The organism is Enterobacter sp. FW301-JW81, from assembly GCF_058788735.1.
In genome coordinates this window covers 238,193-259,623 of the sequence record NZ_JBYTBA010000002.1, presented here as the reverse complement: position 1 = coordinate 259,623, position 21,431 = coordinate 238,193, and the positions used below count along the sequence as shown (strand labels likewise).

21 protein-coding genes are annotated in these 21,431 nt (G+C 57.3%); 2 read left to right on the top strand and 19 right to left on the bottom strand.

Annotation, left to right across the window (positions count from 1 at the left end; translation table 11 throughout):
* Position 1 precedes the first annotated feature (1 nt).
* The 12 genes from hisJ to pdxB all read right to left on the bottom strand — a co-directional run bounded on the left by hisJ (position 2) and on the right by pdxB (position 11,832).
* On the bottom strand, positions 2-784 hold the full coding sequence (gene hisJ / locus AC3WOK_RS08195) for a histidine ABC transporter substrate-binding protein HisJ (RefSeq protein WP_023336423.1): 783 nt from the start codon (positions 782-784) through the stop codon (positions 2-4).
* Positions 785-1,010: 226 nt separating this feature from the next.
* Positions 1,011-1,793 (bottom strand): lysine/arginine/ornithine ABC transporter substrate-binding protein ArgT, encoded by a 783-nt coding sequence (argT, locus tag AC3WOK_RS08190; RefSeq protein WP_063429138.1) that lies wholly within the window; start codon positions 1,791-1,793, stop codon positions 1,011-1,013.
* A gap of 291 nt (positions 1,794-2,084) precedes the next feature.
* Positions 2,085-2,654 carry a UbiX family flavin prenyltransferase gene (locus AC3WOK_RS08185; protein WP_047346638.1) on the bottom strand — a complete coding sequence of 190 codons (570 nt, stop codon included), beginning with the start codon at positions 2,652-2,654 and terminating at the stop codon, positions 2,085-2,087.
* 88 nt (positions 2,655-2,742) lie between these two features.
* A complete protein-coding gene (purF, locus tag AC3WOK_RS08180) occupies positions 2,743-4,260 on the bottom strand; it encodes an amidophosphoribosyltransferase (RefSeq protein WP_047346639.1) in 1,518 nt (505 codons plus the stop codon).
* 33 nt (positions 4,261-4,293) lie between these two features.
* The gene (cvpA, locus tag AC3WOK_RS08175; RefSeq protein WP_000262116.1) at positions 4,294-4,782 is read right to left on the bottom strand and encodes a colicin V production protein; all 489 of its coding nucleotides are present in this window, start codon (positions 4,780-4,782) and stop codon (positions 4,294-4,296) included.
* A 260-nt stretch (positions 4,783-5,042) separates the two neighbouring features.
* Positions 5,043-5,726 carry a cell division protein DedD gene (gene dedD / locus AC3WOK_RS08170; protein WP_492354313.1) on the bottom strand — a complete coding sequence of 228 codons (684 nt, stop codon included), beginning with the start codon at positions 5,724-5,726 and terminating at the stop codon, positions 5,043-5,045.
* The gene (gene folC / locus AC3WOK_RS08165; RefSeq protein WP_492354312.1) at positions 5,716-6,984 is read right to left on the bottom strand and encodes a bifunctional tetrahydrofolate synthase/dihydrofolate synthase; all 1,269 of its coding nucleotides are present in this window, start codon (positions 6,982-6,984) and stop codon (positions 5,716-5,718) included. The genes dedD and folC overlap by 11 nt, the downstream gene beginning before the upstream one ends.
* Positions 6,985-7,054: 70 nt before the next feature.
* Positions 7,055-7,960: an acetyl-CoA carboxylase, carboxyltransferase subunit beta gene (accD, locus tag AC3WOK_RS08160; protein WP_023336427.1), complete on the bottom strand. Its 906-nt coding sequence runs from the start codon at positions 7,958-7,960 to the stop codon at positions 7,055-7,057.
* A gap of 154 nt (positions 7,961-8,114) precedes the next feature.
* Positions 8,115-8,774, bottom strand: coding sequence for a DedA family protein (locus AC3WOK_RS08155; protein WP_059312859.1), 660 nt, complete (start codon positions 8,772-8,774; stop codon positions 8,115-8,117).
* Positions 8,775-8,802: 28 nt separating this feature from the next.
* Positions 8,803-9,615 (bottom strand): tRNA pseudouridine(38-40) synthase TruA, encoded by an 813-nt coding sequence (gene truA, locus AC3WOK_RS08150; RefSeq protein WP_063431685.1) that lies wholly within the window; start codon positions 9,613-9,615, stop codon positions 8,803-8,805.
* The gene (locus AC3WOK_RS08145) at positions 9,615-10,628 is read right to left on the bottom strand and encodes an aspartate-semialdehyde dehydrogenase (protein ID WP_063957835.1); all 1,014 of its coding nucleotides are present in this window, start codon (positions 10,626-10,628) and stop codon (positions 9,615-9,617) included. Before AC3WOK_RS08145 ends, truA begins: the two co-directional genes overlap by 1 nt.
* A gap of 67 nt (positions 10,629-10,695) precedes the next feature.
* Positions 10,696-11,832, bottom strand: a complete 1,137-nt coding sequence (pdxB, locus tag AC3WOK_RS08140; RefSeq protein ID WP_492354311.1) for a 4-phosphoerythronate dehydrogenase PdxB — start codon at positions 11,830-11,832, stop codon at positions 10,696-10,698.
* A gap of 113 nt (positions 11,833-11,945) precedes the next feature.
* Here pdxB and flk point away from each other — a divergent pair, with 113 nt between their 5' ends.
* Complete coding sequence (gene flk, locus AC3WOK_RS08135) at positions 11,946-12,950, top strand: flagella biosynthesis regulator Flk (protein WP_492354310.1); 1,005 nt, start codon at positions 11,946-11,948, stop codon at positions 12,948-12,950.
* Between the two features lie 85 nt (positions 12,951-13,035).
* Here flk and AC3WOK_RS08130 read toward each other — a convergent pair whose 3' ends face one another.
* Both AC3WOK_RS08130 and fabB read right to left on the bottom strand, forming a co-directional pair.
* Positions 13,036-14,214, bottom strand: coding sequence for an MFS transporter (locus AC3WOK_RS08130; protein ID WP_264438524.1), 1,179 nt, complete (start codon positions 14,212-14,214; stop codon positions 13,036-13,038).
* 208 nt (positions 14,215-14,422) lie between these two features.
* Positions 14,423-15,640 carry a beta-ketoacyl-ACP synthase I gene (gene fabB / locus AC3WOK_RS08125; protein WP_023312571.1) on the bottom strand — a complete coding sequence of 406 codons (1,218 nt, stop codon included), beginning with the start codon at positions 15,638-15,640 and terminating at the stop codon, positions 14,423-14,425.
* Positions 15,641-15,798: 158 nt separating this feature from the next.
* Here fabB and mnmC point away from each other — a divergent pair, with 158 nt between their 5' ends.
* Positions 15,799-17,796: a bifunctional tRNA (5-methylaminomethyl-2-thiouridine)(34)-methyltransferase MnmC2/FAD-dependent 5-carboxymethylaminomethyl-2-thiouridine(34) oxidoreductase MnmC1 gene (gene mnmC / locus AC3WOK_RS08120; protein ID WP_492354309.1), complete on the top strand. Its 1,998-nt coding sequence runs from the start codon at positions 15,799-15,801 to the stop codon at positions 17,794-17,796.
* Between the two features lie 65 nt (positions 17,797-17,861).
* Here mnmC and AC3WOK_RS08115 read toward each other — a convergent pair whose 3' ends face one another.
* Genes AC3WOK_RS08115 through aroC form a run of 5 tightly spaced genes read right to left on the bottom strand, consistent with a single transcriptional unit; the run spans position 17,862 to position 21,417 of the window.
* Positions 17,862-18,137 (bottom strand): YfcL family protein, encoded by a 276-nt coding sequence (locus tag AC3WOK_RS08115; protein ID WP_059312865.1) that lies wholly within the window; start codon positions 18,135-18,137, stop codon positions 17,862-17,864.
* 13 nt (positions 18,138-18,150) lie between these two features.
* Positions 18,151-18,696 (bottom strand): elongation factor P hydroxylase, encoded by a 546-nt coding sequence (locus tag AC3WOK_RS08110; RefSeq protein WP_059312866.1) that lies wholly within the window; start codon positions 18,694-18,696, stop codon positions 18,151-18,153.
* Entirely contained in the window at positions 18,696-19,505 is an 810-nt protein-coding gene (locus tag AC3WOK_RS08105) for a sulfite exporter TauE/SafE family protein (RefSeq protein ID WP_047346651.1), read from the bottom strand. Before AC3WOK_RS08105 ends, AC3WOK_RS08110 begins: the two co-directional genes overlap by 1 nt.
* A complete protein-coding gene (mepA, locus tag AC3WOK_RS08100; protein WP_023312576.1) occupies positions 19,505-20,329 on the bottom strand; it encodes a penicillin-insensitive murein endopeptidase in 825 nt (274 codons plus the stop codon). The genes AC3WOK_RS08105 and mepA overlap by 1 nt, the downstream gene beginning before the upstream one ends.
* A 2-nt stretch (positions 20,330-20,331) precedes the next feature.
* A complete protein-coding gene (gene aroC / locus AC3WOK_RS08095; RefSeq protein WP_059312867.1) occupies positions 20,332-21,417 on the bottom strand; it encodes a chorismate synthase in 1,086 nt (361 codons plus the stop codon).
* Positions 21,418-21,431 lie beyond the last annotated feature (14 nt).

Here is a 21,431-nt window from a genome sequence, read left to right as displayed (position 1 = left end):
ATTAGCCGCCGTAAACGTTAAAATCGAAGTACTTTTTCGCCAGCTTGTCGTAGGTGCCGTCCGCGCGCATTTCAGCAAACGCTTTGTTCAGCGCCTCACGCAGCTCGTTGTCTTCTTTACGCAGGCCCATACCGGTGCCCACACCAAACAGCTTCACGTCCTTAATGGACGGACCGCCAAACTTGTAATCTTTACCCACCGGCGTTTTCAGGAAGCCTTCGCTCGCCGCGACTTCATCCTGGAATGCCGCGTCAATACGGCCTGCCGTCAGGTCAGCGTAAATATTTTCCTGGCCCTGATAGGAGACAATCTCAATCCCCTTCGGTGCCCAGTGTTCGTTGCCGTAGGTTTCCTGCGTGGTGCCCTGCAGCACGCCGACGCGTTTGCCTTTCAGCGACTCCAGCGTTGGCTGAATGTCAGAAGCCTTCGCCACCACCAGACGCGAATCGGCCGCATAGAGTTTGTCCGTGAAGGCAATCTCCTGCTGGCGTTTTTCGGTGATGGAGAGTGAGGACATGATCACGTCGATTTTTTTCGCTTTCAGGGATGGGATTAGCGCATCCAGCGGGTTCTCAACGTAGGTACACTGTGCTTTGATGCGTTTGCACAGCTCATTGGCCAGATCGATGTCAAAACCGACCAGTTCACCCTTTGAATTCTTCGATTCGAACGGCGCATAGGTTGGGTCGGTACCAATCCGGATTTTCTGTGGAATGGCTGCGAATGCCGCGGTGGCGCTGGAAAAGGCCAGTACCAGAGATAATGACAACACGAGTTTTTTCATATTTGTCCTCAACAAACTGTCTTCATACGGGATTTTTACGACGACGGGGTGGTGCTAATGTGCCATCAATCCCCTCTTTCAGGCAAAGACTAATGCCCTTAAGTCGGGAATTTTTGCATTAAAAATGCGTAAGTATGCACACAGCGATCCAATACGGTGCAATAAACGCACCGCATTGGGTCAACCGCTCCCACAACGCACCTTTTCGGTGCGTTGTCGCCTGGACTTAGTCACCGTATACGTTGAAGTCGAAGTATTTCTTCGCCAGTTTGTCGTAAGTACCGTCCTTACGCAGCTCTGCAAAGGCTTTGTCGAAGGCGGCCTTCAGCTCGGTATCATCCTTACGCAGGCCAATACCGGTGCCGTCGCCAAAGTACTTTTTGTCTTTCACGGACGGGCCTGCAAACGCGTAGTCTTTACCCGCCGGCTGCTTCAGGAAGCCTTCGCTCGCGGCGACTTCATCCTGGAATGCCGCATCCAGACGGCCCGCCGCCAGGTCAGAGTAAATCAGATCCTGGTTCTGGTAAGCCACCACGTCTACGCCCTTCTCACGCCAGTTTGCATTGGCATAACCTTCCTGGGTCGATCCCTGCAGCACGCCAACGTGCTTGCCTTTCAGCGAGTCGATGGTTGGCTTAATCGGGGAACCTTTAGGGGCAATCAGGCGAGAATCCGCGGCGTAGAGCTTGTCAGAGAAGGCAATCTCCTGCTGACGTTTTTCGGTGATGGAGAGAGAAGAGATAATGGCGTCGATTTTCTTGGCTTTCAGCGACGGGATTAACGCGTCGAAGTCGCTGCCCACCCATGTGCATTTCACCGCAATGCGTTTGCACATTTCATTACCCAGATCGATATCAAACCCCACGAAATCGCCTTTCGCATCCTTGGAAGAGAATGGCGCGTAGGTTGCGTCTGTACCGATACGAACCGTCTGTGGAAGCGCTGCGTAGCTACCTGCTGCCGCACTTAACCCCACGAGCAAAGACAGAGCCAGAACCGTCTTCTTCATACATTTACCCTCAAGTACCGTGATTTTATTATGTATTGTGTTGTGTGTTGTGTTGCAGGCTTCATCTTGCAGGTCTTATGCCACATTGCCGTCTGGTCGAAACTTCGACGTTAAATATGTTAATAAAACGTTGCGATATTGCCTTAATGGTGAAAGATAGCAGGTCTGCCGAACGAACCGGAGAGAGAAAAAGGGAAAAAACGAATTAAATGTCGAGGATATGATCGCCGTTGCATAATTGCCCTGAAACAGGGCAACGTCTCTTTTCATGCACTCTGTTTGTGCACAGAATCAGGCCCCCTGCCAGCGGGTGAAGAGATCTTCCGGCAGGTCGATGTCGAACTGATCCAGCACGCGGTTAACGGTCTGATTAATCACGTCATCCAGCGAAGTTGGGCGATGATAGAACGCCGGTACCGGCGGCATGATGACCGCGCCGAGCTCGGCGGCCTGAGTCATTAAGCGCAGGTGCCCCAGATGCAGCGGCGTTTCCCGCACGCAGAGCACCAGAGGACGACGCTCCTTCAGCACCACATCCGCCGCGCGGGTTACCAGGGTATCGGTATAGCTGTTCACAATGCCGGAGAGCGTTTTAATGGAACAGGGCAGGATAACCATACCGGCTGTTTTAAACGAGCCTGAGGAGATGCTAGCAGCGATATCACGGGCATCGTGAACGACATCCGCCAGGGCCTGAACATCGCGCAGGGAGAGATCGGTTTCCAGCGAGAGGGTCTGCCGCGCCGCCTGGCTCATCACCAGATGGGTTTCGACTTCAGCCACGTTACGCAAAACCTGTAACAGACGTACGCCGTAAATCGCGCCACTGGCGCCGCTGAGCCCAACAATGAGTCGTTTCATGATTTTTGCCCTTACTGATTCAGGGCAGACTGTGCAGGATTTTGCGGGGAGTTGCAAGTGAGGGCATACGCCCTCACCTGCCGGAGCATCAACCTTCGTTGTGCATCTCTAAACTTTCGAGATCGTTTTGCAGCTGAACGGCTTTTGCATCGTCGTTGCGCAGCGAATCCAGATAGTCGAGATACTGCTGGTCAACGTCTTTGGTCACGTAAATACCGTTAAACACGGAGCATTCAAACTGCTGAATATCCGGGTTCTCGGCGCGCACCGCGTCGATGAGATCGTTCAGATCCTGGAAAATCAGGCCGTCGGCACCAATGATCTGGCGAATTTCGTCCACTTCACGGCCGTGTGCGATCAGCTCGTTGGCGGTTGGCATATCAATACCGTACACGTTCGGGAAGCGAATCTCCGGGGCCGCAGAGGCCAGGTAGACTTTCTTCGCACCCGCTTCGCGCGCCATCTCGATGATTTGCTCAGAGGTGGTGCCGCGAACGATGGAATCATCCACCAGCAGAACGTTCTTGTCGCGGAACTCGGCGCGGTTGGCGTTCAGTTTGCGACGCACGGACTTACGACGCAGCTGCTGGCCCGGCATGATAAAGGTACGGCCAACGTAGCGGTTCTTCACGAAGCCCTGACGGTATGGCTTATCCAGAATGCGGGCGATTTCCAGCGCGATATCGCAGGAGGTTTCCGGGATAGGAATGACGACGTCGATGTCGAGATCGTCCCACTCGCGGGCAATCTTCTCGCCCAGCTTGGTGCCCATATTCACGCGCGCGCTGTAGACGGAAATCTTGTCGATGAAGGAGTCCGGGCGGGCAAAGTAAACGTATTCAAACAGGCACGGGTTGCTGACCGGGTTATCGGCACACTGGCGGGTAAACAGCTGGCCCTTCTCGGTGATGTAAACCGCTTCGCCCGGCGCAACGTCACGCAGGAACTCAAAGCCCAGGGTATCCAGCGCCACGCTTTCAGAGGCAACCATATATTCGGTACGACCATCGCCGAGGTCGCGCTTGCCGAGCACCAGCGGACGAATGCCGTTTGGATCGCGGAAGGCGACCATGCCATGACCGATGATCATCGCGACGCAGGCATACGCTCCGCGGATCTGGCGGTTTGTCGCTGCGACAGCAGCAAAGACGTTGTCGGCTTCCAGCGGGTAGTGACGGAAGTTATCCAGCTCGCTGGCAAACACGTTAAGCAGGATTTCAGAATCAGAGGTGGTGTTAATGTGGCGACGTTTCTCTTCGAACAGCTTTTTACGCAGCTCGTGCGCGTTGGTCAGGTTGCCGTTATGAGCAAGCGTGATGCCGTACGGTGAGTTGACGTAGAAAGGCTGTGCCTCAGAAGCGCTGGAACTGCCAGCAGTAGGATAACGAACGTGACCGATACCCATATTACCTTGCAGACGCTGCATATGGCGGGCTTCAAACACATCGTTTACCAGGCCATTCGCCTTGCGTAAACGGAAGCAGTTGTTTGCATCAATGGTGATGATACCCGCAGCATCCTGCCCACGGTGCTGAAGCACCGATAACGCGTCATAAATCGACTGGTTTACCGGCATGAAACCGGCGATACCGACAATACCGCACATTCGTCTTTTCCTCGTTAAGCCACATCTCAGGGTTTATGCCCTGGGCAAAAAACTCGACGAGCTTTGCAGATAGTCAAAGAACCATCTGATGATGAAGCTGAACTCTGGAATGAGCTGCGATTTTTGCCAGTCTTCGCTTTTGGAGAACCCGGTGAAGGTATCCAGGAAGAACAGGATCGCGGCCACAATCAGCACGCCTCGTAATGCCCCGAAACAGATCCCGAGCACCCTGTCCGTTCCTGACAGACCGGTTTTCTCGACCAGCTGACCTATCACGTAATTCACGATAGCGCCGACAATCAGCGTCGCGATAAACAGCACCGCGATGGCGATTCCATTTCGGACCAGTTCATCTTCAAAGCCCGTGAACCAGACAGACAGGTAAGTGTAGTAATGACTGGCGACAAAGAAAGCACAACCCCATGTCACCAGCGATAACGCTTCACGAACAAAGCCACGGATCAGGCTAACCAGACAGGAAAAACCAATCACCGCAATGATGGCGTAATCAATCCAGACCATATGTGTCCCACGATTTAACGCCCTGTCATCCAGTTCGGGGCGAATTCTAACAGAAAAAGAAAACGTTTGCGTAGGGATTTCCTTCCCCCGCGTAAATAAAAAAGGCGCTGAAAAAATGTTCAACGCCGTGGCTTATTACGTCTCTTTGGACGTCTGCCGTTCCCCCTCACCCCAGCCCTCTCCCTCAAGGGAGAGGGAGCAAACTATCCCCTCGCCCCTCTGGGGAGAGGGTTAGGGTGAGGGTGAGGGGCAAGATTTTATCAGTTCGCGCTATAGCTCATCACTACGCCGCTCAGGCCGGAGATCTGCTTCAGCTCGCCGAGCGAACCTTTCAGCTTGTCCTTAGACGCTTCTGGCCCTACGAGAATACGGGTAATTTTACCCTGCACCGGCGTGGTTGGTGAAGTGTAAACACGATATCCCGCACTGCGCAGTTTACCCACCACCTCATTGACTTTATCCGCATTTTTCAGCGCGCCCAGCTGTACTACGTAGGCTTTACCCGTTGGGGCAGCGGCCTCTTGTTGAGCCGGTTTCGCTGACGCCGCGGCAAGCTGTTCTGCCGTTTTATCACGCTGCGGTTTCGGCTGCGGTTTATCGACCGCCTTCGGTTTTTCAACAGGCTTAGGCTGCTCTACCGGCACAGGATCGATGTCGCTGTTGCTCGCTGCCGCCAGGCGAGACGGATCGAGCGACGGCGCTGCAGCATCGCCCGCACGCACCTCTTCCGCCGCACCTTCCGGTGGCTGAGCAGGAAGCGCCTGCGTCGCCGCCGGCAGCATATCCGGCTCATCGCGGTCGCCCGGTTTAGGGACCAGCGGAATAGCGGCAAACTCATCCTGATAATGCTTTTTCTGCCCGTCGAGCAGACCCGGGAGAATAATCACCCCGAGCGCGACCAGCACAATGGTTCCTGTTAAACGGTTCTGAAACTTACTCGCCACCGGTTCTCCCCGCGTCCATCACTTCCATGACATGTGCCACCGTGTGGAATGAACCACACACCAGCACGGTATCTTCTGGTTTAGCATCCGCCATCGCGGCATGCCAGGCCTGCGCCACGCTACTGTAGATTGCGCCTTTGCCGAGATGTTCCATCAGCTGCTCAGCCGTCGCGCCGCGCGGCCCCTCCAGAGGAGCACAATACCAGCTATCGACCACACTCTCCATGCAGGCCAGCGTCCCGCCGATATCTTTATCATGAAGCATACCGATAACCGCCAGCACTCGCCCGGTTTTTGGTAACGATTTGAGACGTTCCGCGAGATACGCCGCCGCATGGGGGTTGTGCGCCACGTCCAGTATCAAACGCGGTGACTCGCTGACAATCTGGAAGCGCCCGGGCAGAATCGCGTTCTGTATGCCGTCGCGGATCGCCTGCTCGCTGATCGCAAGGCCGCTCGCACGAAGTGCCGCCAGGGCAGTCGCCGCGTTAGGCTGTGGCACCTGCGGCAGCGGCAGGTTGTCCAGCGCGCCCTGTGCATCGCTAAAGCGCCAGGCGTTATCACGCACTTCATACTGCCAGTCAACGCCGCGGCGCAGCAGACGCGCGCCCTTCTCGTGTGCCACCTCAGCGATGGTGTGTGGCATATCCGGCTCGCCGACCACGGCAGGCTTATTGGCCCGGAAAATACCGGCCTTCTCGCGGCCAATGCTTTCACGATCCGGACCCAGCCAGTCGGTATGGTCCAGCGCGATGCTGGTGACCACCGCCACGTCCGCATCCACCATATTGGTCGCATCAAGACGACCACCGAGCCCAACTTCCAGAATTACCACGTCAAGCTGCGCCTGTTTGAACAGCCACAGCGCCGACAGAGTACCGTATTCGAAATAGGTTAATGAGGTTTCACCGCGCGCGGCTTCAATTTCCGCGAACGACGCCGTATGCGCCGATTCCGGCAGTTCGCCGTTCTGCACGCGCACCCGTTCGGTGTAGCGTACCAGGTGAGGAGAGCTGTACACGCCTACCCTGTAACCCGCAGCCATCAGCACGGATTCCAGGGTACGGCAGGTGGTACCTTTGCCGTTGGTGCCCGCGACGGTAAACACGAAAGGTGCCGGTTTGAGCACATCAAGACGCGCGGCGACCTGGCTTACGCGTTCAAGCCCCATATCGATGGTTTTACTGTGCAGGTTTTCCAGATAAGAAAGCCACGCGGCCAGGGGCGACGTGGCTTGGGGAATGCTTTTATTTTCCATAATGCCCGGTTGTCATTAACAGATTAGAAAGCAAAAGGGCAGCGCCAACCGGCCCTGCCCTTTTCAGTTATCAGGCCTCGGGTTCCTGATCCGGTACCACCACGCCTTCGCGCGGCTCATCCGGGTTCGGCGCTGGCAGATTCATCAGCTTCGCCAGGATGCTCGCCAGCTTCAGGCGCATTTCCGGACGGCGAACGATCATGTCGATGGCGCCTTTCTCAATGAGGAACTCACTGCGCTGGAAGCCAGGCGGCAGTTTTTCACGAACGGTCTGCTCGATAACACGAGGGCCCGCAAAGCCGATCAGCGCTTTTGGCTCAGCGATGTTCAGATCGCCCAGCATCGCGAAGCTAGCAGAGACGCCGCCCATGGTTGGGTCGGTCAGCACGGAGATATACGGCAGACCGCGCTCCTGCATTTTCGCCAGCGCAGCAGAGGTTTTCGCCATCTGCATCAGAGACATCAGCGCTTCCTGCATGCGCGCACCGCCGGAGGCAGAGAAGCAGATCAGCGGGCAGTTGTCTTCCAGCGCCTGCTCAACGGCACGCACGAAGCGCGCACCGACCACGGATCCCATTGAGCCGCCCATAAAGGCGAACTCAAACGCAGCGGCAACAACCGGCATCTCGTGCAGGGTGCCTTTCATGACGATCAGCGCGTCTTTCTCGCCGGTCTCTTTCTGTGCAGAGGCCAGACGATCTTTGTATTTTTTGGAATCGCGGAACTTCAGCACGTCTTTTGGCTCAAGCTCGCTGCCCAGTTCTACCAGAGAACCTTCGTCCAGCAGGCTATGCAGGCGGTTGCGCGCCGACATACGCATATGGTGGTCACACTTCGGACACACCTCAAGGTTGCGTTCCAGCTCTGCGCGATACAGAACCTGGCCGCAGCTATCACACTTCGTCCATACCCCTTCAGGAATGCTCGCTTTGCGCGTTGGGGTAATGTTGCTTTTAATTCGTTCAATCCAGCTCATTGATAACCTTTCTGCCTGAACCTGGTCGTATGCCAGTTTTGCTATAAGAGGCGAATAATGCCATTTTTGCCTCCAACAGACCATGAATGTTGCACATTAAAACATAACAGCCCGAAACTTTGGATAAAAAAGTGGTCGAACCGCCAGTGTGCATTTACTTCGCTTGTTTTGCCGCCGCACGCTTGTGACGAATAATTTCGACAACGCCTGGCAGCACGGAAAGCACAATAATCGCTACAATCAGTAACTTAAGGTTTTCCTGAACCACCGGGAGATCGCCGAACAGGTAGCCTGCATAGGTAAACAGCAATACCCACAGCAGCGCGCCAACCACGTTGTATGCCGCAAAATGACGATAGGACATATGCCCCATTCCCGCCACAAACGGTGCAAATGTACGCACAATAGGCACAAAACGCGCAAGGATAATGGTTTTTCCGCCATGACGCTCATAAAACGCGTGGGTTTTATCTAAATAGCTGCGACGGAAAATTTTCGAATCAGGATTACTGAAAAGCCGCTCGCCGAACACGCGTCCAATCGTATAGTTGACCGCATCGCCAATAATGGCGGCAATCACCATCAGCACAACCATAAGGTGCACGTTCAGGTCATTGGTAGGTAGCGCCGATAACGCCCCGGCGACGAACAGCAGGGAATCTCCCGGCAGGAACGGGGTAACGACCAGACCGGTTTCACAAAACAGAATGAGGAACAGAATGGCGTAAACCCAGACGCCATACTGCGCGACCAGCTCCGCCAGGTGAACATCAATATGCAGGATGAAATCAATCAAAAAACGAATTACGTCCATATTGTCTAAGCCCTAATTGCACCTTTGTTTAGTCCGCTAAAAACAGCGGGCCCATTGGCGGTTTTGGCAGGTCAAACCGATCCGGATAGTCTACCGAGACCAGATACAATCCTTCCGCTTTCGCCGTGGCTGCCGCAAGCGTTCTGTCCTTCGCTGCCAGCAGGTCTGCAATCCAGCTCTCCGGCTGGTGTCCGGCACCCACTTCCATCAGGCTGCCCACAATATTCCGAACCATATGATGTACAAAGGCATTGGCTTTGATATCCACCACCACATACGCGCCATAACGGCTAACGTTTATGTGCATGACGTTACGCCACGGCGTACGGGACTGACACTGGACCGCACGAAACGAGGTAAAGTCATTTTCACCAATCAGGCACTGCGCCGCACGATGCATCCGTTCAGCATCAAGCGGTTCATAAAAATGCGTCACGCCCTGGCTTAATACCGCCGGACGCAGGCGCTGGTTGTAGATGACATAACGGTAGCGACGCGCCGTGGCGCTGAAGCGCGCGTGAAAATCATCCGGTACAGCTTTTACCCAACGCACCGCAATGTCACCAGGCAAATTCGCATTTACACCCAGCGTCCAGGCGGCATCCTTACGTTCGGCGGTGGTTTCAAAGTGAACCACCTGCCCCGTGCCGTGAACACCCGCGTCCGTACGTCCTGCACACAGGACGTTAATCGGCTCGTTTGCCACCTGAGAGAGCGCTTTTTCCAGCTTTTCCTGGACGCTGCGCACCTCATTCTGACGCTGCCAGCCATAATATTTACTGCCGTCGTACTCAATGCCGAGGGCAATTTTATGAACTGGCTTTTGCTCCACTGCTGACATCAGTACAGATACTCCTGCACCAGTTTTTCAGCGATCTTCACCGCCATCAGCGCGCCGCCAAAGCGAACGTTATCGGCAACAGACCAGAACTGAACCTGCTCCGGCATACCGTAATCGTTGCGCACGCAGCCTACAGAGAGATGTGCGCTCCCTGAGGCATCGCCCACCTGGGTAGGGAACTCGCTCTCTTCAGAAAGCACGATGTCTTCACCGCGGCCGAACGCGTCGCGCGCCTCTTCTGCTGCCAGCGGACGCAGCGCTTCAAAACCAACCATCTGCGCGTGGCCGTAGAAGACCGGGGACTGTACGACGCTCGCGGAGATCATCAGTCCGTCATCCTGCAGAATTTTACGAACTTCATCGACGATACGGCGCTCTTCGCGTACGGAACCCTCGCGATCCGGCAGCAATGGCAGCATGTTGAACGCCAGTTGGCGACCAAAGAAATCGTCTTCGTCAATCGGGATGCCGTTCAGCAGCTTCGCGCTCTGTCCGGCCAGCGCGTCAACGGCCTTTTTGCCGTTCGCGGACGCGGACAGCAGGCTGGTGACGGTAATGCGCGACAGGCCGCCGTCGTCGATCAGCGGTTTCAGGGCGGTCAGCAGTTGGCTGGTCAGGCTGTTCGGTACAGCAATGACGTTACGGTTGCGGTAGTCAGCCAGCACAAACGGGTTCACGTCCGGCACCACCAGCGGCACATCGGGCTCCATTGAGAACAGGCCGCTCAGGTCGATCACCAGGCAGCCTGCGTTGGTCGCCTCTTCAATGTACGCAGCAGTGGCTTCAGCGCCCGCGGCGAAAAACGCCAGCTGCGCCTGGGTCCAGTCGAACGCTGCCGCATCCTGGACCATCACGGATTTACTGTTAAAACGCAGATGCTCACCCGCGCTATCCGTACGCGCCAGCGCATAGATATCACCCACCGGGAACTGACGCTCAGCAAGGGTTTCGAGCAGGGCTTCGCCCACGGCACCCGTGGCACCTAAAATGGCAATGTTCCAGCCTTCAGACATGGTGGTTTACTCCAGAAATAAAAAAGCGTCCCTGTCGGAGTATCCGACAGGGAGCATTAAGAAGACATTAATGCGCCGGGTGATGAACGGCGTTAAACCCTAACTTATGCAGCAGCGTCGCCGCCGGGGCGTCGTCGCATATTACATAAAGGGAGGACCACTCGCGGCGCTCAACGTAGTTCTTGCGCAGCTTATCAAACTCACCCGGGATCCCCGCCACTTTACGCAGCAACGCATCATCGCGGCGCACATCATACACCAAATGCACCAGCCTTTTCAGCGTTGCCTGATCGAGCGGGCCGTGCAGGGTAATGCGGCCAAACTCAGGCGCGGGAAGTAAGGTATCCAGCGCCACCTGCTGCGGATGGCCAATAAAGGTGCTGTAGGCTTCGAAGACCTGCGTCGTGCCGCGGGCTTTCCCCTCAAGGGTGTAACCGGCGATGTGCGCGGTGCCCACGTCCACCTTATTAAGCAGCTCAACACTGAGATCCGGCTCCGGCTCCCAGACGTCCAGCACCACACTGAGGTCTTGTCCTTCATTCAGACACGCCAGCAGCGCGGCGTTATCCACCACCGGACCACGGCAGGCATTTATCAGAATAGTGCCAGGCTTCAGGCGGCGGATCAGCGCGTCGTCAGCGAGATGCAGTGACTTATACGGCCCCTCTTTAAACAGCGGGGTGTGGAAAGTCAGCACGTCACACTGTTCAACCAGCTCGTCCAGCGAGCGAAAATCTCCGTCATCACCGTTGTCCTTGCGCGGCGGATCGCACAGCAGCGTGCGGATCCCTAGCGCTTCCAGGCGCTTTTGCAGGCGTCCACCCACGTTACCCACGCCAACAATCCCCACGGTGCGGTCTTTCAGCACAAAACCGTCTCGCTCGGCCAACATCAGCAGCGAGGAGAAAACGTATTCCACGACGGCAATGGCGTTACAGCCCGGCGCGGCGGAAAAACCGATCCCGGCCTGCGTAAGCCATTTATCATCCACATGATCGGTCCCTGCCGTTGCGGTCCCGACGAACTTAATCGCTTTACCGGCGAGCAATGCCTCATTTACTTTGGTCACCGAGCGCACCATCAGCGCGTCTGCGTCATCCAGTTCGTTGACCGGGATCGGGCGACCAGGAACAGCCTTAACGTTACCCAGGCGGCTAAACAGCTCGCGGGCATAAGGCATATTTTCATCAACGAGGATTTTCACGTCTGAGTACCTGTTTGAGAGGAAGAAAACCTGCCAAGTGTGCCATAATCTGGCCGCCAGGCATATACGTCTGCCAGGTTTACGCTGAGTTTTGACTTTAAGGATTTTTGACGATGCAGCCCATTTCAGGCACGCCGCCGCGCCCTCCGGGTGAAGGCCCTGTTACGCCAAACGTTGCCGGCGAACAACCGCTATCCACGCAACAGCGCACCGTGCTGGAGCGACTGATCACGCGCCTTATTGCGCTGACTTCGCAGCAAAACGCGGAAGTCTGGGCTGGGGTAAAGCATGATTTGGGCATGAGAAACGACGCGCCGCTACAGTCCCGCCACTTCCCTGCTGCCGAGCAAAACCTGAACCAGCGTATCAATACCGCGCAGCAGAACCACACTACGCGCCAGATTGTCGCGCAGCTGACGGAGCTGCTTGGCCAGGGGAATAACCGCCAGGCGGTGAGTGATTTTATTCGCCAGCAGTATGGTCAAACCGCCCTGGGCCAGTTGACGCCAGACCAGCTTAAAACCGTGCTGACGCTGTTGCAGAACAATGAGCTGTCTATTCCGCAGCCTCAGGTGCGTCCGTCGACCGAGCGTTCGCTGCTGCCCGCCGAGCACAACACGCTCAAGCAGATGGTGACAAAGCTGGCCGCGGCCACCGGCGAACCGACGAAGCTTATCTGGCAATCCATGCTGGAACTGTCAGGCGTGAAGGCAGGCGAGCTGATCCCGGCCAAACAGTTTACCCATCTGGTGACCTGGCTCCAGGCGCGCCAGACGCTCAGCACCCAGAATGCGCCTACCCTGCATACCGTTCAGGCCGCACTGAAACAGCCGCTTGAGCCGCGCGAGTTCGAGATGATTCGGGATTACGTCCAGCAAAACTGGCAGGCCACACCGCAAACGGTACTGACTACCGCACAGGTGCAGGATGTGCTCAATCAGATCTTCATTCGCCGCGCCGAGCGTGAAGGCGGCGTGCCGGAGGTGAGAAACATTCAGCCAATCTACAACCCGCTGTTTGCGCCCGTCGTGGAGACGTTCAGAAACCTCTCTGCGCGTCCGGGATTGCTGTTTATTGCGTTACTGATTGCGCTGGCGATTTTCTGGCTGGTTGCTTAAAACTGCCGGGTGGCGGCTACGCCTGACCCGGCCTACGGTTCGCGCGGTTGTAGGCCCGGTAAGCGCAGCGCCACCGGGCATAAAACTACGACCTACGAAACGCCACCAGCGTCACCACGATCCCAACAACCGCTGAAACCGCACCAGCCAGGAAGACCGACGGATAACCAAACGAGGTGGCTAACAGACCGGCCAGCGGCCCGGTGACCCCGTATGAGATATCCTGAAACGCCGCATAGCCGCCCAGCGCCGTACCGCGCACCTGCGGGGCCACGCGCTTCACCACTTCAACGCCGAGCGCCGGGAAAATCAGTGAACAGCCGCAGCCGGTCAGCGCCGCTCCAAGCAGCGCAACGGATGCTACGGGTGCATTCCACAGCAGCAGCAGACCGATGGTCTCAATCACCAGCGACGCCACCGCCACCCTCACGCCGCCAAAGCGATCCGGCATCCAGCCGAAGAGCACGCGCATCAGCACAAACGCGCCACCAAAAGCGGTGAGCGTAAAACCGGCCATCGCCCAGCCACGGCTCATAAAATAGAGCGAGACGAAGGTACCAATCACCGCAAACCCCACGCCCTGCAGCGCCAGGCCAAGACCCGGCTGCCAGATTTGGCCGACCACGCTCCACAGGGAAGGACGTTCGCCCTTGTGCGCGGGCACTTTACGCACCGAGCCGTTAAACGCCCACGCCAGCAGCGGCAGCACCATGGTGGTGGCTGCCAGCGCCGCAAATCCGAACTGGCTATTGATGAGCAGCCCAAGCGGGGCGCCCGCGGCCAGCGCGCCATAGATGGCCATGCCGTTCCAGGACATCACTTTGCCGGAACGTGCCGGGCCCACCAGGCCCATTCCCCAGGTCAGGGTGCCGGTCAGCAGCTGGCTTTCACCAAAGCCCAGGATTAAGCGGCCCAGCACCAGCAGGGCAAATTTATACGCGGCGTCTACCGGCAGGAGAGCCGCCAGCAGCCATGCGCCGCCCGCCAGTCCGCAGGCAAACATCCCCTGCAGCGCTGAACGTTTAGCACCGTGCTGATCCGCCAGCCGTCCGGCGTATCCCCGGGTTAGAACCGTCGCTAAAAACTGGATGCCTACGGCGATGCCGACCATGGTGTTGCCATAGCCGAGTTCCTGATGAACAAACAGCGGGATCACCGGCAGCGGCAGGCCAACGGTCATATAGGTCAGGAATACCGCAAAGGCGATACGGAACAGCGAGACGTTCGCTGAAGGCGTTGTTTCTGTTTGAGTTACTGCAGTCATGCTTTACTCCGAAATGAAGAGTAAGGCGGGAAAAATGCCACGCCCCCTCTACCTGGTTATCAGGATTAAGGCGCGTTGGTTGACGTTAAACGCTTACGCATTATCGTGAGGATAATGTTGAGGGGTGAAGTTTGCCTGTGAGATCAGCCGGTTGTCAATGCATAAAAAAGGGAGCCTTATGGCTCCCTTTCTGAATCAAACATAAAACTTATGCTTTCAGCTTGCGCATCACCAGCGTGGCGTTGGTGCCGCCGAAACCGAAGCTGTTGGACATGACGGTGGTCAGCGTCGCGTCCATTGGTTTGGTGACGATGTTCAGGCCAGCAGCCTGCTCATCCATCTCATCGATGTTGATGCTTGGCGCGATAAAGCCGTTTTCCAGCATCAGCAGAGAGTAGATCGCTTCCTGCACGCCAGCCGCACCCAGAGAGTGACCGGTCATGGCTTTGGTCGCGGAGATCGCCGGGCTATTGTCGCCAAACACTTCACGGATCGCACCCAGCTCTTTCACATCGCCTACTGGCGTAGAGGTGCCGTGAGAGTTCAGGTAGTCGATTGGGGTATCAACGCCGTGCATCGCCATCTTCATGCAGCGCACCGCGCCTTCACCGGATGGAGCCACCATGTCGGCGCCGTCAGACGTGGCACCGTAGCCCACGATTTCAGCGTAGATGTGCGCGCCGCGTGCCAGCGCGTGCTCCAGCTCTTCAACCACAACCATGCCGCCGCCGCCCGCGATAACGAAACCGTCACGGTGCGCGTCATAGGTACGGGACGCTTTATCTGGCGTCTCGTTGTATTTGGTGGACAGTGCGCCCATTGCGTCGAATTCACAGGCCATTTCCCAGCCCAGCTCTTCGCCGCCGCCAGCAAATACGATGTCCTGTTTACCCAGCTGGATCTGCTCAACAGCATTACCGATGCAGTGTGCGGAAGTTGCACACGCGGAGCTGATGGAGTAGTTCACACCGTGGATTTTGAATGGGGTCGCCAGGCATGCGGAAACCGCAGAACCCATGGCTTTGGTGACCACGTACGGACCTACCGCTTTCAGACCACGCGGGCTACGCATTGCGTCAGCGCCGAATACCTGCGCTTTTGATGAGCCGCCGGAACCGGCGATCAGACCCACGCGCGGGTTGTTCTGATAAACCTCTTCGCTCAGGCCGGAATCTTTGATCGCTTCCTGCATGGAGAGATAAGCATAAATAGAGGCATCGTTCATGAAACGAACCACTTTGCGGTCAATCAAACCGGTGGTGTCCAGTTTGACGTTACCCCATACGTGGCTACGCATACCTGAATCTTTAAACTCTTCAGAGAAAGTGATCCCGGAGCGTCCTTCACGCAGAGATGCCAGGACTTCCTGCTGGTTATTACCGATGCTGGAAACAATGCCCAGGCCAGTAATCACTGCACGTTTCATTCAATACCTCTGTAAGTCGCACTATAGTAAGTTTCGAGTCGCACAATAGCGTACACTTGTACGCCGAACAAGTCCGATCAGACATTTTCTGCGGAAATTTGCACCGATGGACTCACATCGTTAAGATCGTGCCACTGCCTGTCAGACGAGTAACTTACGTGAAACAAAAAGCTATACAACCCGCCAACCTCGAATTCAACGCTGAGGGTACACCTGTTTCCCGAGATTTTGATGACGTCTATTTTTCTAATGATAACGGACTTGAAGAAACCCGCTATGTTTTCCTCGACGGAAACCAGCTCAGCGCCCGCTTCCCGGCGCACCCGCGCAGCCTGTTTGTGGTCGCGGAGAGCGGATTTGGTACCGGGCTGAACTTTTTAACCCTCTGGCAGGCGTTCGATCGGTTTCACGCTGCACACCCTGAGGCTACGCTACAAAGATTACATTTCATCAGTTTCGAAAAATTCCCGCTCACCGCGCATGACCTGCGGCTTGCCCATCAGCGCTGGCCAGAGCTAGCAGCGTGGGCAGAGCAGCTCCAGGCGCAGTGGCCGCCCCACATCGGCGGCTGTCATCGCCTGATTCTGGACGGCGGACGCGTCACGCTGGACCTCTGGCTGGGCGATATTAACGACCTGACCGATACGCTCGACGACTCGATGAATCAGAAGGTGGACGCATGGTTCCTGGACGGCTTTGCGCCCGCCAAAAACCCGGACATGTGGAGCCAGCACCTGTTTAGCGCGATGGCGCGACTGGCTCGCCCGGGCGCAACGCTCGCCACCTTTACCTCGGCAGGCTTTGTCCGCCGCGGGCTGCAGGAGGCGGGCTTTACCATGCAGAAAACCAAAGGCTTTGGCCGCAAGCGCGACATGCTGGTCGGCAGGATGGAGCGCACGCTGGACATCCCCGCCAACGCCCCTTGGTTTGCACGCGGTGCCAGCGCATCGCGTGAGGTGGCGATAGTCGGCGGGGGGATCGCCAGCGCCCTGCTGTCCCTCGCGCTTCTCCACCGTGGCTGGCAGGTCACGCTCTACTGCGCTGACGACGCGCCAGCAAGCGGCGCGTCCGGCAACCGCCAGGGGGCGCTCTATCCGCTTTTAAGCGCGCACGACCCGGCGCTGTTCCAGTTTTTCCCGGCGGCGTTTACCTTCGCCCGTCGCCTGTATGACGCCCTGCCGGTAGCGTTCGACCATGACTGGTGCGGCGTCACGCAGCTCGGCTGGGATGAAAAGAGCCAGCAAAAAATCACGCAGATGCTTTCACTGGGTCTGCCTGACGAGATTGCCCGCGCGGTAAGTACGCAAGTGGTGGCAGACACCGCTGGCGTGGAAACCGGCTGTGGAGGCATTCAGTATCCTCTCGGCGGCTGGCTGTGCCCGGCCGAGCTGACCGCGGCGGTCATTGCCCTCGCGCAGTCGCGCGGGCTGACGACGCATTATGCCCACAGGGTGGAATCACTGCGCCGGACGGAACGCTGGAGTCTGCGATTTGCCAATGGCAAAGAGGCGCACCATGCCAGCGTTGTTCTGGCCAACGGGCACCATATCAGCGAGTTTATCCAGACAGAAGCGTTGCCGGTTTATCCAGTCGGCGGCCAGGTGAGCCATATCCCGACCGCACCTGCGCTCGGCCAACTGCGCCAGGTGCTGTGCTATGACGGCTACCTGACGCCGCAAAATCCGTCTAACGGCCATCACTGTATCGGGGCCAGCTATCATCGTGGCGAAACGGAAATGCGCTATAGCGAGGCGGATCAGACGCAAAACCGTCAGCGCCTGATTGACTGTTTCCCGGATGCGGCGTGGGCGAAAGAGGTGGACGTCAGCGAGGGGGAAGCGCGCTGCGGCGTGCGCTGTGCCACCCGCGATCACCTGCCGATGGCGGGAAACGTGCCGGACTACGAAGCTACGCTTGAGGCCTATCAGGATCTGGCTGAACACAAGGAGACGGCGGCGGCCGCACCGGCGTATCCGGAGCTGTTTATGCTGGGCGGGCTGGGTTCACGCGGGCTGTGCTCTGCGCCGCTGCTGGCTGAAGTATTAGCCGCGCAAATGAGCGACGAGCCGATTCCGCTGGACAGGGTTACGCTTGCGGGACTGAATCCGAATCGATTATGGGTGCGGAAGCTGCTGAAGGGGAAGAAGGTTAAGTAGGGTGCGGTCAAATCCCCTCACCCTGGCCCTCTCCCCAAAGGGGAGAGGGAAGAGAAGGCGGCAGCTTAGCGTTTCGCCTGCTGGAACAAAGTGTCCCACATGCCCAGCACCAGTGACTGGTCGCGCGGAGAGAGTTCCCCGGCCAGAATGGCTTTTTCAAGGCTGCGGGTCACTTCATCGTGAACGGCCTCGGCAGAGTGATCGTCCCCTGCTTCCAGCTCGGCTACGGCAAGCGTCAGGTGACCACGCAGATAACCGCTGGCGAACAGCTCATCATCACTGGCGTGTTCCACCATGTCATCAATTAACGCCAGAATGCGTGATTCAAATTCTGCGATCATCTTCTTTCCTCTGTTAAAGATCTTCCGGCCATGGGAAGCATTCCGCCGTCATCTTCGGCGTGTGGTAATAATTCTGTAAAGCCTCGATCAGGCGCGCCGGACGTTCCGGGATGCCTTTCTCAAGATATTCCATCACCTGCGCGTGAACGCGGCGCTGGAAAACGATACGGTCCGGCTCGAAGTCGCCTTCAAGGTTGTCGCAGCTCACGTTGAACGGGAAGCCCGCCGCGACGCAGAACAGCCACTCCAGCGCCTGCGGTTTCACTTCCACATCTTCAAACTGTCCCTGCGTGGCGGCGTCACGTCCGTCCGGGCAGTACCAGTAACCGAAGTCCACCAGCTCGCGACGCGCTTTACCCGCGATGCACCAGTGAGAAATCTCGTGAAGACCGCTGGCGTAAAAACCGTGCGCAAAGACGATGCGGTTATACGGAACCTCTGCATCAGCAGGAAGATAGATCGGTTCGTCGTCGCCTTTAATCAGACGGGTATTAAAATCATCAGCAAAACAGCCGTCAAAAATCTCAATCAGCTGTTCGTATTTGTGCGTACTGTTCATTAGTTCATCCCCAACCAGGTGAGGATCTCCTGTCCATGGCTGTCATAAAGCAGTTTGGCGCTCATTACCGCCGAGACGATAACGATCATCGGCCGAATCAGCTTTTGTCCTTTACTTAATACCAGACGCGAGCCTGCGCGCGCCCCGAGAAACTGCCCTGCCATCATCACAAAGCCGGTTGCCCAGATGACCTTGCCGCCAATGATAAACAGCAGCAGGCCGCCGACGTTTGATGTCGCGTTGAGCACTTTGGCATGGGCGGTGGATTTGGCGAGGTTAAACCCGGCCAGCGTCACAAACGCCAGCGCGTAAAACGAGCCTGCGCCCGGGCCGAAGAAACCGTCGTAAAAACCGACGCAGCCACCGGCAATCAGAGCAAACGGCAAACCGTGCAGACGACGCTGGCGATCCTCTTCACCGAGTTTTGGCATCAGCAAGAAGTAAAGGCCAATGCAGATGACAAGGATCGGCAGGATCTGGCGCAAGATATCGGACTGCACGTGCTGAACCAGCAGCGCGCCCGACGTTGAGCCGATAAAGGTCATCAGGATATTGAGCTTCTGATCGGCCAGGCTCACCACCTTGCGGCGGATAAAATAGAGCGATGCGGAGAGCGAGCCGCCGCAGGCCTGCAGCTTGTTGGTGGCAAGCGCCTGAGCCGGGCTCATGCCCGCCGCCAGCAGCGCGGGTACGGTTAATAATCCGCCGCCGCCCGCGAGCGCATCGATAAAACCGGCCAGCATAGCCACAAAGAACAGCACCACCAGCAGCAGCGGTGACACCATAAACAGATCGACGAAATTATCCATTAAAGTACATGCTCATCCAGTAGCGCCTGGCAGGAAGGCGGCAGCGGAGGCGGTGTCTTCTTCTCAGGCTTAGAGGTTCCAGGTTTTGCCGGTTCAAACCAGCTTTGCAGTTCCGCACCGCAGCCATCGCCTGGCGGAGGTAACGGCTGATCTTCACACTCCAGGCTGTTCGCCGGGCAACGCAGACGAACGTGCATATGTGCACGATGCTGGAACCACGGGCGCACTTTGCGCAGCCAGTCGCGATCGGTTCCGGCATCCAGGCAGAGCTGCTGCTTGATGGCCGGGTTGACGAAAATCCGCGTGACGTCGTTATCTTCTGCCGCGAGCTTGATCATGCTGGATACATCCCGCGTCCAGAGTGATGGCACAACGCGCTTACCGTCGCTCGCCACCAGATCCAGCGCCTGCGGCTTCAGCAGTTGGGCTGAGGTCCAGCGCGCTTTCGGCAGCTGCAGGAAGATATCCACGTCCAGTCCGGTCTGGTGGCTGGCGTGACCGCCGTTGAAGCGTCCGCCGGCAGGCATCCCCATATCGCCAATCAGCATCGTGCCCAGCCCCAGGTTATGCACCTGGTTTCCCAGACGCTGGATGAACAGCACCAGATCCGGGTGGCCGAAATAGCGTCGCTGATCGGTACGCATCACCTGGTAGGTATCAGACTGCAGAGGCAGCTCCTGAGCGCCGACGATACAGCCGTTGGAAAAGGCGCCAATGGACTGCGCGCTCCCCGCCACCGGGTGGGTGATTTTTTGCCATGGCGTCGCGGCCAGACTGGCTCCACTGGCGAGCAGCGCCAGCAGAGCAATTGCGGTTTTTTTCATGTTTACCAGCGTGGAATGGTGGTCGTCACATCCGCATTCTGCGCGCGCTGGCGCAGGAAGTGATCCATCAGCACGATCGCCAGCATCGCTTCTGCGATCGGCACCGCGCGGATCCCCACGCACGGATCGTGACGTCCTTTGGTGATCATCTCAACTTCTTCGCCATCGCGGTTAATCGTGTGGCCCGGCACGGTAATGCTGGAGGTTGGCTTCAGCGCGATGTTGGCTACAATCTGCTGCCCGCTGCTGATACCGCCCAGAATGCCGCCCGCGTGGTTACTCTGGAAACCCGCTTTCGTGATTTCGTCGCGGTTCTGGCTGCCGCGCAGGGATACCACGTCAAAACCGTCGCCAATCTCTACGCCCTTCACCGCGTTGATGCTCATCAGCGCGTGGGCGATGTCGGCGTCGAGACGGTCAAATACCGGCTCGCCCCAGCCAGCCGGGACGCCGTCGGCCACCACGGTCACTTTCGCGCCAATGGAGTCGCCCTCTTTTTTCAGGCCGCGCATCAGCTCATCCAGCGCTTCAAGCTTGTCCGCATCGGCGCAGAAGAACGGGTTTTGTTCAACCTGCTCCCAGTCTTTGATCGCCAGCGGAATGTCGCCCATCTGGGTCAGACAGCCGCGGATAACGATGCCAAATTTCTGCTGCAGGTATTTTTTGGCAATCGCCCCTGCCGCCACGCGCATCGCGGTTTCACGCGCCGATGAACGTCCGCCGCCGCGATAGTCGCGGAAGCCGTACTTTTGTTCGTAGGTATAATCTGCGTGGCCCGGACGGAAGACGTCTTTGATGGCGCCGTAGTCCTGAGAGCGCTGATCGGTGTTTTCGATAAGCAAACCAATGCTGGTGCCTGTGGTGCGGCCCTCGAAAACGCCGGAGAGAATTTTGACCTGGTCCGGCTCGCGACGCTGCGTGGTGTAGCGAGAGGTACCCGGACGACGACGGTCAAGGTCGTGCTGTAAATCTGCTTCGGTCAGTTCAATGCCCGGCGGTACGCCATCAACGATACAGCCCAGTGCCAGCCCGTGCGACTCACCAAACGTGGTCACCCGGAATACCTGTCCAATACTGTTTCCTGCCATCACGGCTCCGATGT

Bases quoted from the DNA above. Each gene is read 5' to 3' on its own strand.
- truA (WP_063431685.1), bottom strand. From the start codon at position 9,615: ATGTCAGCAGTGGAGCAAAAGCCAGTTCATAAAATTGCCCTCGGCATT.
- AC3WOK_RS08155 (WP_059312859.1), bottom strand. From the start codon at position 8,774: ATGGACGTAATTCGTTTTTTGATTGATTTCATCCTGCATATTGATGTT.
- aroC (WP_059312867.1), bottom strand. From the start codon at position 21,417: ATGGCAGGAAACAGTATTGGACAGGTATTCCGGGTGACCACGTTTGGT.
- mepA (WP_023312576.1), bottom strand. From the start codon at position 20,329: ATGAAAAAAACCGCAATTGCTCTGCTGGCGCTGCTCGCCAGTGGAGCC.
- AC3WOK_RS08115 (WP_059312865.1), bottom strand. From the start codon at position 18,137: ATGATCGCAGAATTTGAATCACGCATTCTGGCGTTAATTGATGACATG.
- AC3WOK_RS08185 (WP_047346638.1), bottom strand. From the start codon at position 2,654: ATGAAACGACTCATTGTTGGGCTCAGCGGCGCCAGTGGCGCGATTTAC.
- AC3WOK_RS08145 (WP_063957835.1), bottom strand. From the start codon at position 10,628: ATGTCTGAAGGCTGGAACATTGCCATTTTAGGTGCCACGGGTGCCGTG.
- AC3WOK_RS08105 (WP_047346651.1), bottom strand. From the start codon at position 19,505: ATGGATAATTTCGTCGATCTGTTTATGGTGTCACCGCTGCTGCTGGTG.
- folC (WP_492354312.1), bottom strand. From the start codon at position 6,984: ATGGAAAATAAAAGCATTCCCCAAGCCACGTCGCCCCTGGCCGCGTGG.
- AC3WOK_RS08110 (WP_059312866.1), bottom strand. From the start codon at position 18,696: ATGAACAGTACGCACAAATACGAACAGCTGATTGAGATTTTTGACGGC.
- accD (WP_023336427.1), bottom strand. From the start codon at position 7,960: ATGAGCTGGATTGAACGAATTAAAAGCAACATTACCCCAACGCGCAAA.
- hisJ (WP_023336423.1), bottom strand. From the start codon at position 784: ATGAAAAAACTCGTGTTGTCATTATCTCTGGTACTGGCCTTTTCCAGC.
- cvpA (WP_000262116.1), bottom strand. From the start codon at position 4,782: ATGGTCTGGATTGATTACGCCATCATTGCGGTGATTGGTTTTTCCTGT.
- argT (WP_063429138.1), bottom strand. From the start codon at position 1,793: ATGAAGAAGACGGTTCTGGCTCTGTCTTTGCTCGTGGGGTTAAGTGCG.
- AC3WOK_RS08130 (WP_264438524.1), bottom strand. From the start codon at position 14,214: ATGACTGCAGTAACTCAAACAGAAACAACGCCTTCAGCGAACGTCTCG.
- flk (WP_492354310.1), top strand. From the start codon at position 11,946: ATGCAGCCCATTTCAGGCACGCCGCCGCGCCCTCCGGGTGAAGGCCCT.
- purF (WP_047346639.1), bottom strand. From the start codon at position 4,260: ATGTGCGGTATTGTCGGTATCGCCGGTTTCATGCCGGTAAACCAGTCG.
- fabB (WP_023312571.1), bottom strand. From the start codon at position 15,640: ATGAAACGTGCAGTGATTACTGGCCTGGGCATTGTTTCCAGCATCGGT.